Annotated in this window: 9 protein-coding genes; 2 read left to right on the plus strand and 7 right to left on the minus strand. The window is 46.7% G+C overall.

The window, feature by feature from the left end:
- Positions 1-345: 345 nt before the first annotated feature.
- Positions 346-1,203, plus strand: coding sequence for an Rpn family recombination-promoting nuclease/putative transposase (locus tag FX155_RS11150; RefSeq protein ID WP_154488752.1), 858 nt, complete (start codon positions 346-348; stop codon positions 1,201-1,203).
- Positions 1,204-1,790: 587 nt separating this feature from the next.
- Here FX155_RS11150 and FX155_RS11155 read toward each other — a convergent pair.
- From FX155_RS11155 to FX155_RS11165, 3 genes are all read right to left on the minus strand, one after another.
- Positions 1,791-4,235, minus strand: coding sequence for a restriction endonuclease-like protein (locus FX155_RS11155; protein ID WP_154488754.1), 2,445 nt, complete (start codon positions 4,233-4,235; stop codon positions 1,791-1,793).
- A complete protein-coding gene (locus tag FX155_RS11160) occupies positions 4,210-5,742 on the minus strand; it encodes an McrB family protein (RefSeq protein ID WP_154488755.1) in 1,533 nt (510 codons plus the stop codon). The genes FX155_RS11155 and FX155_RS11160 overlap by 26 nt, the downstream gene beginning before the upstream one ends.
- An 89-nt stretch (positions 5,743-5,831) precedes the next feature.
- On the minus strand, positions 5,832-7,193 hold the full coding sequence (locus FX155_RS11165) for a DNA cytosine methyltransferase (RefSeq protein ID WP_154488757.1): 1,362 nt from the start codon (positions 7,191-7,193) through the stop codon (positions 5,832-5,834).
- Positions 7,194-7,302: 109 nt separating this feature from the next.
- Between FX155_RS11165 and FX155_RS11170 the strand changes: the two genes are divergently transcribed.
- Positions 7,303-7,746 (plus strand): very short patch repair endonuclease, encoded by a 444-nt coding sequence (locus FX155_RS11170; RefSeq protein WP_154488758.1) that lies wholly within the window; start codon positions 7,303-7,305, stop codon positions 7,744-7,746.
- Here the strand turns inward: FX155_RS11170 and FX155_RS11175 are convergent.
- The 4 genes from FX155_RS11175 to FX155_RS11190 are packed head-to-tail and all read right to left on the minus strand — an operon-like array spanning position 7,721 to position 14,978.
- Positions 7,721-9,805 (minus strand): AIPR family protein, encoded by a 2,085-nt coding sequence (locus FX155_RS11175; RefSeq protein ID WP_154488760.1) that lies wholly within the window; start codon positions 9,803-9,805, stop codon positions 7,721-7,723. The two genes, FX155_RS11170 and FX155_RS11175, sit on opposite strands and share 26 nt — an antisense overlap.
- Positions 9,806-9,816: 11 nt before the next feature.
- A complete protein-coding gene (locus FX155_RS11180) occupies positions 9,817-10,737 on the minus strand; it encodes a PD-(D/E)XK motif protein (protein ID WP_154488762.1) in 921 nt (306 codons plus the stop codon).
- 19 nt (positions 10,738-10,756) lie between these two features.
- Positions 10,757-13,507, minus strand: coding sequence for a Z1 domain-containing protein (locus FX155_RS11185; RefSeq protein ID WP_154488764.1), 2,751 nt, complete (start codon positions 13,505-13,507; stop codon positions 10,757-10,759).
- Positions 13,500-14,978 (minus strand): ATP-binding protein, encoded by a 1,479-nt coding sequence (locus FX155_RS11190; protein ID WP_154488766.1) that lies wholly within the window; start codon positions 14,976-14,978, stop codon positions 13,500-13,502. The genes FX155_RS11185 and FX155_RS11190 overlap by 8 nt, the downstream gene beginning before the upstream one ends.
- Between the last annotated feature and the right edge of the window lie 790 nt (positions 14,979-15,768).

Consider the following 15,768-nt stretch of genomic DNA (forward strand, 5'->3'; position numbering starts at 1 on the left):
ATCGATTACAATGCAAACCGTATTCATTCGAGTATTGATTATTTAACTCCGAATGAAAAATACCAGCAATTAGTAAGTTAACGAGGTGTCTCGGTTCGATGTGTCTAAAAGCCTTGACACCTTTCGTCAGCTCATGACCATCTGCCCCCGGCAGATGGTCTCTGTCTGCGTGAGACAGAAAAACGGCCCTGCCGCTTTTCCCCTTCCTCTGCTCCCTTTTCCCGCCCTCCAAATTCATTCCCTGCAGATTCTTGCCGTTAATACCCCGATTTTTCCACTCGGGAAGGAACTTTCTGTTGGATGTCGAAGGGTATTCCTATACCAATTTTATAAGGAGGCAGATTAATGGAAAGGATCAAAACCTTTGACGAACTCACCATCCGTGACAACTTTCTCTTCCAGCATGTGATGCGCAATGAACAGCTTTGTACCCACCTCATCGAAAAGATTGTGGGAATCAAAGTCCACTCCCTGCATTACCAGGCCTTCGAAAAGACCGTCAACCTCCGGCTGGACGGCAAAAGCATCCGTCTTGATGTATATGTGGAAGACGAAGAAGGCCGCGTGTACGACATCGAGATGCAGTGCACCAACTCCCCCAGAAATGACCTGGCCAAACGCAGCCGTTTCTACCAGAGTCTGATTGATGGGGAACTGCTGGATAAAGGCAAACCCTATGAAGAACTGAACCCGTCCTACGTAATCTTTATCTGCACGTTCGACCCGTTCCATCGAAATCTGCCAATTTACACATTTACCCATTGCTGTCAGGAAGATAACAGGGTAAAATTAAAAGATGAGGAAACCAGGATGTTCCTGAACAGTAAAGGCAGCGAAAATGCGGCTGATCCTGAGATTGCCGCTTTTCTCCGGTACGTGGATGGAAAAGCGGCAAAAGGGAAATTCGTGGAAAGCCTGGATCAGGAAGTCCATCTGGTAAAGAGTATGGATAAAGTGAGGCGAGAATATATGATTTTAAGTGATGAAATCAGAAGACGCCAGAAAGAAGCAGCTGAAGAAGGCATGCGGCAAGGTATGCGGCAAGGTATGCAGCAAGGCATACAGAAAGGCCGTCAGGAAGAACGGGAATCCAACATTGTTGCCATGCTGAAAGAAAAGATCCCCATGGAGACCATTTCCCGGATCACCCATTACTCTCTGGACCAGATCCAGAAGTTGGGAAAGTTGCATGGAATTCTTTAGGTTGGAAAACGCCCAGGGCGTTTTCCTTCCCAATGATAAGGCCGCCGGAAAATCCGGCGGCCTTTTGGTGCATCGTTGGTCGTTCATCGTGAGTCGTTTCGGATGCCAGATGCTCACGCATCTACCTTTGAACATAAAAAAAACCGGAGGCCGGGATGGGCTTCCCTGCGGGCAGCCCCTACCACGTTGAGGTCAGAGGACCAACGGAAATTCACAGAAACGAAGTTATCGAAGATTCCGTTTCTGTGACCATCGGCTTGAACATATGACACCAAACGCCGTAGGGGCGCGCCCGAGGCCCGCCCATCCCGGCCTGAGGGTTTACAAATTCAAAACCACGTTGGGGTCAGAGATACAACAGAAAATCAGAGAAACGGGGTCTTCAAAAAATCCGTTTCTCTGACCGTTGTATCCAACATCCGACCCCAACGGCGTAGGGGCGGGCCAAAGGCACGCCCGTCCCGGCCTGCGGGTTTTATACGTTCCTAGGAACCCGCCCGGCGGGTTCCCTCCTGCCGCTAGAGACTAGTGACTAGTGACTGTCAGCTCATGACCATCTTGAGACGGAAAAGCGGCCCTGCCGCTTTTCACCGCGCCCTGTCCCTTATTCCCCTGAACACCCTCCCTGGATGCCGGAGGAACTTTTCTTTATCCACCGCCAGTACGATCTTCCCGTCACGGATCAGCCGCAGTTTTCCGCCCCGACCGTCCAGGAGGCAGTTCTGCCAGCGGCAGCAGAGAGGTCCGTCATCCGTTTCTTCCAATCTGTCCCCGGTGAGTCGGCGCAGTTCTGTGTACAGCCGATATTCTTCTTCCGACCGGATCAGCAGGTCCGGCACCTCCCGGCTGTGGAGCAGAAGGAACAGATTGGTCATCACCTGTACCCTGGGTCCCATTTCCCGCACTCCGATAGGCCGTTCCAGCCTTTTCCATTCCTTCACCGCAAAACGGTAATACGGTTCATCGGAGTCTTTGGGGATTTCGCGGATTTCCCGGCGCTTCACCTGTTCCGTCCGGATTACTTCTCCATAATACCGTATTCCGCTCCGATCTCCAAAAATCCTTTTCGACTGGTAAAGAGCCACATAACGGATGGGCAGATTCTGCTCTCCCAACCGGGATGCCGGGATATAGTAGAACCTTCCCTCCAGACAGGCATCCAGCTGCCGTCCATCCTTCATGGTCCCCACCAGCACATCCCGCCGGGACCAGTCCACCCTGGCCAGCTTTTCCTCGATGCCCGCCGGCAGTACTGTTTCTTCCAGAGCCGTTTCCGGGGAGTCATCCACCAGCTCCGTCAGCCGCTGCTCCACCAGCTCCGTGGCAGAAGGCAGGAAGGGCAGCCCTCCGATGTTCACTTTTTCTATGCTCCGGTAAAATTTGTGATGCCGGTACTCTTCCTCATTCCCGTAGGGAAACAGCACATAGGCCCCGAACATGGTCCGGCGGAACACCTCTTCCCCCGCTTCGCAGACAATGGCGTCCCGGTAACGGTGCATGGTGTTGATGTCTTCCTCTTTGGGCCCCGGCGTATGTCCGATTACGTTGTAATAGTAACTCCCCGGCAGAGCAGGATCGATCCGGTACTTGGCATCGAACACGTACCGACAGGTCATCTCCCCGCTGTCCAGGCTTTTCTTCACCAGGGTCAGCACATTGTCCGGTTTCTGTGGAACCGTAGGCAGATCCCGTCTGGCGGGATTGTAGCGCAGGGCAATGGCTTCCCCGGTAACAGGATCCAGATAATCCACCTGGGAGCCCCGCCCCTTCACCAGAGTCACGAACAGCCGGCTCCCTTCCGTATGGATGATATCCTGGGAAACCAACTGATACTTCTCCTTCAGCAGCCGGTTCAGTTTGATGAAGCACCAGTATTCATACAGCTGGGCCAGATCCTTTACGGACATCCGGAACACATCCCCCGTCACATCCAGTCCCCGTTCCAGCATCAGATAATACTTGTACAGTTCCCGGTAACCCGGGGCCATGGAAAACACCAGGGACATCCCTGTGCCTCCCCCGGTTTCCTCCAGGTTCCCCAGGAACGACCGCCGTACCCGCCAGTCCAGCTGCCCCAGCATACCGTCGATCCGTTCCGTCACTTCCCCGGTTCCATCCCTTCCCAGGGCCTGCACCCGTTCCCGGAAGTCCCGCATCCGCCGGATGGTGGAATCCACCATGGCCCGGGTCAGCCGGTTTTCCCGGGTATCGCAGGTGCTTCTTTTTTCCAGGGCCAGCACCTTCCGTGCCAGCACCTTTTCTCCCTGGCGCACACCGGCTCCCGGATGCCGCTCCAGCCAGCGCAGGGTCTGCCGGTCCGTCCGTCTGGCCTTGTACCCCTGCATCACCCGATGGACAGTCTGGAGCTCATGGTGGGGCTGCCGGAGGATCCGGTCCAGGGCCCGCAGATATCCCTCGAAGATTTGGCAGATCACCCCGTAGAATTCCACCGCACTGCCCCTTCTTTTTCCCTGCTGCCCCCAGCCGGAATAGGTCCTTTTGAGAAAATCGAAGATCAGGCTGTACAGTTCCTCCGTCACATCCGCCACAATGGCCAGATAATCCTTCCGGTAACTGATTTTTTCCGGGAATACCTCCACCGTGAACCGGAGATATTCCTGCCCGTCCAGGCAGATGACGAAATCCGAATATCCGATGTCGCTGCCAAAATCCACCACCCCGGTCAGGAGACGCCCGCTGCTCCCCACCGGAGTGATGCACTCCCGGATGGCCGGGCTGGCATGCCGGAAGGTCATTTCCCCATTCCCCCGGTTCTCGATCACCAGCTCATAATGCGTCTGCTCATAAAACACCGGCTTCACCGGCATTTTTCCCGTTCCGGGCTCCTTTTTCTCGCCCAGGAACCGAACCTCTTCCGGTTCTTCCCGGCAGGAAACCTCAAAACAGGCCGTATCTTCCTCCGTCCCCAGCACAGCCGCCCGGGGATACAGGGCCCGGCCCTTCACCGTCACCGTCACCTGGGGTGTCTGGATAAAGACCAGTTCCTCACTGCCAGTATGAAGTGAACCCATCTTCCTCATATCTCCTCATCATGGAAGCCAGTTTGGCCGCACTCCTGGGGAAACGCACCCGGCTCCCATCCTCTTCCAGCAGCCGGGCCATTTTCCGATTGATTTCCCCGGAATCCGTCCGCAGCCCTTCATAATCCCCCGCACAGAACTGGAACAGCTCCCCGATCATATCCCGGACCGCTCCGCTGCTGCCCTGGATCCGGGGCAAAATCTTCTGGAGGATTTCCCGGTCCATGGCTTCTTTTTCCTCCATCAGGCCTGTTTTCCGGCTGTACAGCAGATAGAAAACGATTTCATCCCGCACCCGGTATCCCACCTGGGCATCAGCCTTTTTCAGGATTTCATTGCACTGGCACAGCACCCCGCACCATTTCCGGACACTCTCCTCCTCTTCTCCTCCCATGCACTGCCGCAGGGTGAGCCATTCACTCCGGAAAAATCCGTTATCCAGTTCCAGAGGTTCCGCTGTTTCCGTTTCTCCATCCTCCTCCGGCGGCATCAGGTCCACAAAAGAAAACTCGATGGCATTGGCCCGGTCCAGCACCTTCCGGCTGAAAGGAAAGGTGGTCTCGTCCATGTTCACCGTCCCCACCACATAGAGGTTTTCCGGCAGGATCAGGTCTCCATGGCCTTCCACCCGGATGGGATCCGCCGCGATACAGCCGCCTTTCAGCTCCCGGGTCTCTACGGCAGAAAGGTAATCGCTGAGATAATATTCCACCCGGGCCAGGTTCATTTCATCCAAACAGAGAAAGTACGGATGGTCCAGATCTTCCGCAGCCTTTTCCAGGAAATCCGTCACCGCCCCCGGGACGAAATTCCCGTTCAGGTCCACATGGCCGAACAGATCTGAAGGATCCGACCAGTCCGGGCGCACTGCCGCCTGCCGATACCGCCCATTGGCCGCCGTGGCCCCCGCCGCCTCTGCAAAAAGCCGTACCAGCCGGGTCTTCCCCGTGCCCGAAGTCCCCGCCAGGATCACAAATGGTTTGGCTTTGAGACAAAGGTAGAAATTAGTGATCAGGCCCTCTTCATAGGAGAACCCTTTTTGGGCGATGTAGGACTGGATGTGCTGGAGAGCGGCGGAGGGGGTGAGAAGATTGCTGTTTTCTTTTGAAACTTTATTCCTGTCCTTCATATTCTTATCAAGATTCAGATGATATTTTTCTGCCAGTTTGTAAACTTCATCAGCCAGTTCCATGCGGTTGGCATGGGCTGCAAACTTCAAAACACTTTGGCAGGCTGCTTTTCCCGCTTCCGCACCATTTTCCCGGATAATCCGTTCTGCATAATACAGCAGGAGTTCTGAATTGGAATTCCAGGTAAGGATTTCCCCTGCTCTCATTTCTCCGTACCATTTCACGTAATGTCTGGCGGAGGAGACAGCAACTTCCGGGCATTCGTCATGCACTTTTTCAGCTGCTTCCCTCAAAGAGATTTCCCCCTGATGCACTTTCTTTCCATAATCAAACAACACTCTGATGGCATCTTCCGTCATTTTCCCCATATTCAGGCCTCTCAGTTCCCAGAATGAATATTTTTCTTCATTATAGCAGCTTCGCAGAAATGATCAAAACAAAAAAGATCCGACCTGAATCAAGTCGGATCTTTATAATGCGTATTTACTTGGTTAGAAAACAGATTTTCTTCCACTCCGTCTTTTCTGCTCTCTTCTCTATCCCTCTGATATCCTTCCGGATTCTCAAAACAGGATTTCATGGCTTGAGCTATGCTGTAAGCAAGATAGACAGGAACGGCATTGCCAATCTGTTTGTATGCCTGTGTTTGAGATCCTCTTGCGCTGTTTCCCTCAAAATAAAAATTGTCGGGAAATGTCTGGATTCTTGCCGCTTCTCTGGGAGTGATGGAACGGTTTTGACGAATATCCGGATGAATATAGTAATGCCCATCTTTGGAAAGATGTGCCACCACCGTATGGGAAAAAGGCAAATCCCCTGCAACAACTTTAAATCTGTCCAAAAATGCGGTAATATTTTTGTGTGACCGCAGTTCAGTCGGCAGTTCTCTATAACTGAGCCGATCATGAGACTCATTCCATTTTTGGACTGCAATCCGGTAGATTTTCAAATCCTGCTCATTATTGGGTCTGGAATAATGCTCAGTAACAGGTTCCGTCTGGTATTCCTTGATTTTGACTTTAAAAAGATAGGAACTGGCGTGATTCTTTGTTGCCACCGGACCAGGAATTCCCTCCCCAGAATGAATGAAAGGCAAATCATCCAGAATATCATGGACTCTGTACGCACTGGTATCCGTTTTGGGTATCAGAGGATAAAAACCATGTTCACCATTCAGTTTACCAATCAGAATAATCCGTTTCCGGTTTTGCAGCACACCATAATCATGAGCGTTCAGGATTCGGTACTCAGTAGTATATCCGTAATCCTTGAACAACAGGCGCATCTTGTCGAAATAGCGCTCTCCTCCCCTTTCTTTGGCGGACAGCAGCCCGACAACATTCTCAAAAACAAAATACCTGGGTTGAAATTCTCTCAGAAACTCCGCATAAAGTTTATACAGATAATTTCTTGCATCCCCCACCATGTGGTCTCTGCTCCGTGCTCTTCCGGCAAGAGAATATGCCTGACAGGGTGGACCGCCAATAATCAGATCCAATTTGTTTCCATGGAGCCGGTCATGAACAACGGAAAAAATATCCTGAATATTATTCTGGGAAATCGTATACTCCAATACTGAATTCAATTCTTCAGCGGGAATCTTTCCATAAAAGTTCCTGCGGGAAATTTCCCCTTTCAGGTAGGCATCATACACGGACAGCATATCATGATCTTTCAGCCAGTAATATGCAACCCTGGTCCTTAGAGTATTGCATGCGGCCTGGTCCATTTCCACATGGGCGACCGGATCAAATCCAGCCATTTTAAAGCCTTCAGACAATCCGCCAGCGCCAGCAAAAAGGTCCAGATATCTGGTCATTGCAATACCCTCCTTTCTATCATGTTAAAAAAATATTATAACAATAAAAATCTGTTCGGTAAAGAACAATTTGTGTCCACTCAAGCTGTTATGTTAAAGGAGTTGTGCTATGGACAAAATTTCAAAGGAAAAAAGAAGCGAAAATATGTCCAGAATAAAGTCTCGTGATACATCCATTGAGATCAAAGTCCGCAAATATCTTTTCTCCCAAGGATTCAGATACAGGAAGAACGTAAAATCTCTCCCAGGAAAGCCGGATATTGTTCTCCCAAAATACAAAACCGTCATTTTTATCAACGGATGTTTCTGGCACCGTCATCCGGGCTGTAAATATGCTGCTACTCCCTCCACTCATCAGGCCTTTTGGCAAAAAAAGTTCAAGGCAAACGTGCAAAATGATTCGAAACACCATCAACAACTTGAAAAGTCAGGATGGCATGTTATTGTTTTGTGGGAATGCGAAATCAAACACAACTTTTTAAATCTCACGGCCAACCTTGTAAAAGAACTTCACTCTCAGCTGTCCATCAATCCGGATAACTCTCATCTCTAGCCTTTTTCAAAATTTCCATAAGGCAGACACACTGTCTGTCAGTAGGAATTCTTCCTTTTTTCATACCCTGCACACAGCTCGTTAGTATCGAAGTTTCCTTGGGTGTCAGTATGGGATTGGTTCTTGTCCAAGCTATCACCTTTTCCCATTTGTCAATTCCGTATTGAACTGTGTCAATCATGGCATTCGCTTTGTTGATTTCCTTTTGTTCCTTTTTGGCTTCCTGTTCATCATGCTTCACAATTTCGATGTCAATCAGTTCTTCCACAAATGCAGAATGAAGAGCAAAAGACATTTTCTTCATCTTTGCCCAGCACTCAGCTCTTTTAGCCCATTCCGTCACATTCTGAACACCACGATCAGGGGATGTAAGGAACTCATATGTTACTTGAGCCAGCCTGCTCAGCTGTTTTTCCGTTTCCGAAGACACTTCCTGTTTCTGCCATATTTTCTTCAGATCCATCTCCTTATTGGGACACTGTTGATGAATCAGCCAGAAAAGCCACGACAACGCATAAGTATTCACCTGAGCCTTGTAACCGCCGTCATACCAGGAAGATCTCTTTACAATGCCGTCCACGGATTGGAATAGAATATCCACTGCAACAATATTCTTGTAGAACTGCTCATTGAACTGATCCTTATCCTTATCCCACTGTTCAGAAGCCCATCCTGCAAACTTGATAAAGTTCTTCTGTGCTCCGGTAGATACAGAGTCCGGCTTCATACTGTAGATGTTGTAAAACTTTGCCATATCCGTTTTGGTTATTACCTGTTTTTTGGGATTTTCCTTTTCAAACCGTTTTTTCTGGACAGGAGTCATTCCGGCGGTTTCCTGTCTGTACTGACCACGTGCCCGTTCATAATACCAGTGTGTACCATACTGATTCCCATTGACGGCCGGAGCAAGCAGTTTTCTGGAAATCTGTTCCATTTGAATATGGAAAGGTGAATTGGAGAAAAAGTCAGCTTCACTGACCTTGTTTTGACTGTTGGCATATCTGGCAATATCGGGAATCAGCCTGGCGGCGGTTTCCGGTTCTACAACGGAAAGTTTCATGGGAACATATATGTCTTTCAAACCGTTTGCCCGATCCTTATCCTTGACAAGTGCATTGGCCAAGGAGGCAGTGGTCTGCCCACCATTCACAATCTGCAAATCCCGGATATCCGTCAACAGCAAACCGTAAGGTGTCATTTCTGTTTTAACATAGGAAGCAGTCGCCGCAATTCCATTGTTGTAAGCGAAAAATTTCTTGGGATCATTCAAAATGGTGTTCCTGATCTGCTTGTTGATTTTTCCCTTTGTGGACAGGAAGGAGCGCACATTTCCTTCCAGGAGTCTACCTCCATATTCATTGTATAAATCAGCCAGAATTTTCCCTGGAATATTGCAGAGAAAAGCAGTATATTCACTGCTCTGCCCAGCTTTCAGACAGGGAATTCCCGCTGCCCCAAAATCTGCGAGATGAATCTCAACTTCTTCCCTTCCGCTTTTGGACTTTGCCAGTTCATAGAGACGTCCCATATCCCAAATCGTATACTCACACTCTTTCCCGCAAAGGATGTCATTTTCAAATTTTCGTACCCTGGTGCTCATAACGCGGTTGGAAATGATGTACATCCTGTATTTGTCTACGTTCTTGAACCGGTTGCAGATGTCATAGGCTAAATCATATCCCTGGTTACTGGGCTCCCCCTTTTCCAGGATAAAGCCATTCAAGGAATTGACTATAAAATTTTGTTCTCTTTTGAAAAGATTCACCGCTTCCGTGTTGGTCAGCTTATCCACTTCATCACTTTCAACAAAATCACAAATAAACAATGCCAAGCAGTTTTCCAAATTGTCGTAGAAGTACCCATCAATCTGAATTTTTGAGTTCCTGCTCCCCACACTTTCAAACTGCAACGGAATAAATTCCAAGAACTCTTCCGCATCTATCAGATTTTCTGTAATCTGCGTAATGAATTCTTCACGGGGCATATTCCCATTCTGTTCAGCCAAAAGATGAATCTCAGACATCAGATTGCTCTTGTATGTTTCCATTTCATTAGCCATTGAGGTTCCCTCTATTCCTTGAAATCATCCAGCAAAGCCAGCAACAGTTTATACTTTACTTCTGAAACGGCTGCCGGAAGTCGGTTTCTTCTAAGTGCCGGGAATTGCCCGTCCACTCTGTAACTCCACCTGTCATAAAATATAAATTTAAACTGATCATAATAGGAAACTGGTACATATCCCAACGAAAGTAAATTTCCCCGCATGGTTCTTCTAGTCTGAGGATATTCTTTCATCAGTCCATCCAACTGTTCAAACGCCTCATTCAGTGTTATGCCAACGGAACTGGTAATTGTTGTGGTTTCTGCGGTTTGTACAACCAAGTGCCCCTGTAAAGGATTGTCCAACTGTTCAAGGGAAGAAATCGCAACATCAACACTGCCTGGAGACAGAGTTTTTATTTCATACCAAGTATTTTCAAAGACAAAATCCTGATCTTTCTTCAGGGGCCCCTGCCAGGACAATACTGCATTTTCCGCACCACAGGCAGGAACAAGAACGTCCAGACAAAATTTCATTTCCCCCAAAAGTCCCTTGATGGCTGACTGACTCAGATAGTCTGACTTACCTGCAGACAATAGATATCTCCATTCAAGATAGCGGTTTTCCACAAACTGAACACCGTCGCGCTCACTTTCAATGTCTCTTGAGCTTTCCACAATGTCTTCACAAAAACGGACAAAGATGTTCATCAGTTCTTCCTGTTTCAGGTTGAATGATATTGTCCACATCCGGTCTTTTTCTCTCCAACCAGTCTCCACTGTAATGCTGTTTGTGGAAGGAAGCGTCTCTACCCTGCAGGCAGTCTGAAGAAGAAGAGATGCATTCCCTTCGCTGTTCCTGCCATAAAAGAAGTTCAGCTTGTGCTGTGCATCCACCCGACTATACTTGCCACAGCCAAATTTTTCAAAAACATCACCCGTATATTTCATTCACGTATTCTCTCATTTCTTAGTTCCCACCGTCATCCTCATCTTCATCAAAGTCGTTGTCATTTGCATCCATACCAAACAGTTCTTTCTGCATAACTGCATTCATTTTATAAGTATGCAGAATTGGTTTTTCGTCAGTTAGTGGAATGCCAATGGCAAGTCCAATCAATGGCTTGCTGGAATCATGGTAAAGATCCAGAATCTCTTGGGTATCCTTGTCTGGATTATTTCTTCCAGGTTGCAGAACAACTGGATAAATGATCAGCAAGGGATTCCGCTCAAGTCCCGCCCGAAAATAACTGGTCCCGCTTAGACTGTTTTTCTCCTTGTTGAATTTTTTACTGACTGCATCAACTTGTTCTTCTGTCAGTCCTGCTGCAGACATGTTTTTGGAACCCAACCGGGAATTCTTGCCGGAAATCTGCAAAGCCCGAATAGCTCGGTTGTACCTGAAGCTTCTTTTTGCAGGACGAATCTTCATTCCAGCTATTTGAATTTCATTTGCATATCCTTTATTGGCAACAGCAACATCCCATTCAGTAAATTTTTTTGGCTCTGGGAACAACGCATTCTCAATATCTTCATTTCTGAAAATTCTATTGGCATTGTGGCAGTGGTACTCCTGTAAAAACTGCTGAATATATTCCCAGTACACATTTTTAAACTGCAAGACACCTTTCAGTGCCAAATTTTTCTCTTCCGCCGGATGATAATTCAACTTTAAACATTCCAAGAATTTTTCGGTGGCTTTCAGGTTGGTTAAATTTTCAATTCTTCCGCTTGGCAAATAAGCTGTTTCAATAACCTCCCCACTCAGATTGATTGCCTGAACGTAGGTTTTTGCTGTTTTCATCTTGTTTCGTGCAATTACCAGAAGAGCGCCTCTATCCTGCCGCACGCACAAGCCAAATTCTTTTGGAGTACGGTTCTGATCACGCATCATCTGAATTTTTTCCTTCAGTTCATCCGTGGCTTCTGTAATCTGCCTATACCAGTCAACTGCCGTGTCCGGCATCCAGATTTGAAACAAATCATCATAGCCATTGCGATATCCAAACCATCTTCCCATCTGCATAAGGGTATCATACATTTTAGAATTGCGATGAAAATAGCTTACACATAAACCTTCCAGTGTAAGTCCACGGGAAAGACTCAATCCTCCAACAGCAATCAAACGCAGACCAGTATCCGCATAATTATCATAATTGAGGATACGAACAGCATTACCGCCGTTAACCGAAGCGACTTTTATAGGCATAACGGCATTTTTCAGGTTTTTTTGCACTTCGTCCCAAGTAATTGGAGTCTTTCCATCTGAACCAGGGCAGCCACTGAAGTAATTTTCAAATACCCGTTTCAGATTTTGAAATTCGGGATACTGAAGAGCTTTATTTCCACATAGATAGTAGTTCTGTATGGCATCCTGATATTCCTTGACCAGACTGGACACTTGTCTTCTAACCCGATCCTGAACGGCTATAAACCGGGAAAGATTGATCATCATGGTCCTGTGAGCTTTTTTGTTTCCCCTTAAATCACGAATAACATTTATCAGCAGAAAGGAACAAATTGCCGTTTCCAGGCTTTCCGGCATCTGAGGATTGGGAAAAAAATCCTTTTTATGTTTCATGGGAACATAGTCTTCACAATCATCATTGTTGTGAAGCATGTTCTGGTATTTCCCTTCACTGGAAAAAACGGCATCAGGACCAATATAATTGGAAGGCGACGGCAGACAGTAAATGAAATCTTTGGGAAACAGATCTTCATTGAACATGTCATCATCTGTTTCCGGATCAATGAAAATATTGGCATATGGCGTTGCCGTAAACCCCAGATAATTGGACTTGGAAAACTTGTTCAACAGTTCGCGGATAGCCTTGTTGATGGCAGTGGGATCCGTATCTGCATTATGCGTATTGATGGAGGCATTATCCGCTTCATCATCAATAAGAAGCATGGGAACATCAATGATTCCGGCATCTGCCAGTTCAAGCCATTGACTCAAATTATGAAGAACAGAACGATTTTTCTTCATGACAAAAATAATGGGAACATTGATTTTGTCCAAATGCGGAATCAGGCTGGAAGCCGTTTTCTGCTTAAAATCAGAAGATATGCTGGTCACTGACCAAGCTACTGATTCCTTGTCATATTTCCCAACACCAACCTTCCTTTCGGTGCCTTTCTGTTGTTTGAGAAAGGCATCACTGTCCGTTCCAGTAAATCCCTGATCCACCCTTTCCTGCGTCTGTGCACGAAGTTTTTCCATAACGCCGGTAAGAAGAATAATGACCTTGTATCCGGCATCAGCAGCCTTGTTGATCAAAGCAATATAATTGGAAGTTTTACCGGACTGAACTTCCCCAATACACAATCCTCTGCGATTGAATCCTTCTTTCTGAGCTGGATTCCCCAACAGATCCATAATGGCATCTGTGGCATCATCCATTTCATTCAAAACAGCATTGTTCCATCCCTGGTGTCTCAAATAAAGTTTGTACCGATTCCAGAATTTAGGTGCTATATTGCCTTTGGCACTGTTGTACCAAGGCAAATGACTTTTTTCCGTTATCAGAACACCCTTGTCTATACTGATTTGAATTTTGGTCTGGACATCTCTCAGCACTTCCTTTTTCTGCTCTTCCGTCAGGGGATTGATTTGAGCGAAAACATTGATTAGATTCATAATATCTTCTGATTCAACTTTTTCTTCCCCATCCAGTTGCTGTATAACAAAGCTTAAAACTCTTTCTTGGTTTTCATTCATTTGCATATACCTCTTTTATTCTGGCAATGACATCAGGGTAATTGGAAAAAGGTTCCATTATTTTCATCGACTCGATGAACTGATCCACATTTCCATGGATTTGCAGTAATTGCTGAACCGTGTTGTCAGCCAATTGATATACCTCTTCTTTTTCACTGTTTCCCTTTTTTTCCAGATCCATTTCATTTTGAGCCACTCTGCAGTAAACATCTCCATAAGGAAACGTTTCTTCAATAAGGCTCAAATAGGATTCCAGCAGATTGATCTGATCCTCATCCATTGAATTCTCCAGATTTTTCAGGATTGGCATATTTCGGTTGATCTTGTATTCGTACTTTCCGCGATTCTGGATAACATCCCAAGTATGGATAATATTGTCTTCCCTTACCTTGCGTCCTCTGTACCGATATACCTTTTCGCTTTTTTCCACAGATTTCAACACTATATTGGCCAGATTTTTCTTGATCATATAGGGAAGGTTGGCTTTTGATTTTCTTATATCAATTTCCCATATGGAATCCAGTGTATTTGGAATATCAACCCGTACCATGGCCAATTTTCCCAATTCATTCTGTTTGATGAGTCTGAACCAGGTCCCCCAGACAATCAGTCGTTTATTCCGATAAATATAAAACCCCTGTTTCAGACGCAGTTCACTGTTTTCTCCCCTGGCTTTTTTTTCTTTCGTCGTTAGTTTGCTGAGTAAAGGCAGTACATATGGTTTTACCGTAATGAATTCATCGCCAATCCGAATCTGCTGTTCACTCAAAGGTTGTGTAGCCGGATTGTCAGTCAGGAACGGGTCGATTCCATGAACTTCATCCCCATTGAAATAAATCTTGATGTAGTTTTTGACTCCAACATCACCATTTAAAAACCGGTGGAATACCAAGGAGACATGCTTTTTGGTAAGAACCAGTCTGTCATTGAAGGCCTTGCTGAAATTGTCTGATTCCTGTTTTAAGCGGTCAAAATTCTGCCAGACCACCACAGTCCCACTGTCCACGAACTGCAAATATTCAACTCCTGGATACCTTTTGACTTCGTCTTCTGAATATACCTGCAGTGACCAGTTTTGAGTGGAAACTATATAGTCCAAGTCCCAAGCTGCAGCATGAATTTCACCATTTTTTTTGCTGATTACGGTTACTCTTCTGCATTGAGACAGAGATGCCATTTTCATTCCCAAGCCAAATCGTCCCAAATCTTTTTTGCTTCTTTTTTCCGTAGAACTTTGGCTTCCATACCGCATGGCTTTTTCAAGTTCCGAAAGACTCATCCCGCAGCCATCATCTGCAATGCATACATAAGGATCGGGCAGAGCCTGAAAATCAACACGAATTTTACCAGCACCTGCACTGATACTGTTGTCAATAATATCTGCAAGAGCCGCCTCAAAGGAATATCCTATGGAACGGGTAGATTCAACCAGTATGGGGGCTTCTGGAACCACAATTTTCTGTCTCATCATTACACCACCGGAAAATTATAATCATATTTTTCATTATATTATGAATTCGCATCTTTGTATAGTCAAAAGAAACTGGATACTTCATTACAGAAAGGAATACCATCTTGCTCAATTACATTTTATCAGGTTATCTATACAAATTTCAGTACAGATTTATTTTTTATGCTCAATCAGGTTGTTTCAAAAAAATCCGCACAACCCTCTGATTGAACAGTAGGCTTTTACCAGAATAAAGATCGAGTCAGCATCATACCCAAAGCCATCAAGCCTTGGGTAGAAAAGAAGTCAAACCGACCTTTCAGACGTCAGCCATCAGCTTGTTCGTATAATAAGCAGGACGGACCCCTGGCAGGTGTGCCGTTAGTCATTTATCGTTTTGGATACCAGATACTGGTGCATTTGTCTTTAAACGCATTGGCCCTCTGGGCGGCCGGGACGGGCTCCCCTGCGGGGAGCCCCTACCACGTTGGGGTCAGAGATGCAACAGAAAATCAGAGAAACGGGGTTGTCAAAAAATCCGTTCCTGTGACCGCTAAATCGGACGTTCAATTGCAACGAGGTAGGGGCGTGCCGCAGGCCCGCCCGTCCCGGCCTCCGTTTTTTATACGTTCCCAGGAACCCGCCCGGTGGGTTCCCTCCTGCCGCTAGAGACTAGAGACTAGTGGAAAGGTGTCAAGGCTTTTAGACACATCGAACCGAGACACCTCGTTAACTTACTAATTGCTGGTATTTTTCATTCGGAGTTAAATAATCAATACTCGAATGAATACGGTTTGCATTGTAATCGATT

Source organism: Acidaminococcus fermentans, from assembly GCF_009696675.1.
GTDB lineage: Bacteria > Bacillota > Negativicutes > Acidaminococcales > Acidaminococcaceae > Acidaminococcus.

Excerpts from the sequence above, each read along its gene's own strand:
- FX155_RS11155 (WP_154488754.1), bottom strand. The coding sequence starts at position 4,235 with ATGGGTTCACTTCATACTGGCAGTGAGGAACTGGTCTTTATCCAGACA.
- FX155_RS11160 (WP_154488755.1), bottom strand. The coding sequence starts at position 5,742 with ATGGGGAAAATGACGGAAGATGCCATCAGAGTGTTGTTTGATTATGGA.
- FX155_RS11180 (WP_154488762.1), bottom strand. The coding sequence starts at position 10,737 with ATGAAATATACGGGTGATGTTTTTGAAAAATTTGGCTGTGGCAAGTAT.
- FX155_RS11185 (WP_154488764.1), bottom strand. The coding sequence starts at position 13,507 with ATGAATGAAAACCAAGAAAGAGTTTTAAGCTTTGTTATACAGCAACTG.
- FX155_RS11190 (WP_154488766.1), bottom strand. The coding sequence starts at position 14,978 with ATGATGAGACAGAAAATTGTGGTTCCAGAAGCCCCCATACTGGTTGAA.
- FX155_RS11175 (WP_154488760.1), bottom strand. The coding sequence starts at position 9,805 with ATGGCTAATGAAATGGAAACATACAAGAGCAATCTGATGTCTGAGATT.
- FX155_RS11150 (WP_154488752.1), top strand. The coding sequence starts at position 346 with ATGGAAAGGATCAAAACCTTTGACGAACTCACCATCCGTGACAACTTT.
- FX155_RS11165 (WP_154488757.1), bottom strand. The coding sequence starts at position 7,193 with ATGACCAGATATCTGGACCTTTTTGCTGGCGCTGGCGGATTGTCTGAA.
- FX155_RS11170 (WP_154488758.1), top strand. The coding sequence starts at position 7,303 with ATGGACAAAATTTCAAAGGAAAAAAGAAGCGAAAATATGTCCAGAATA.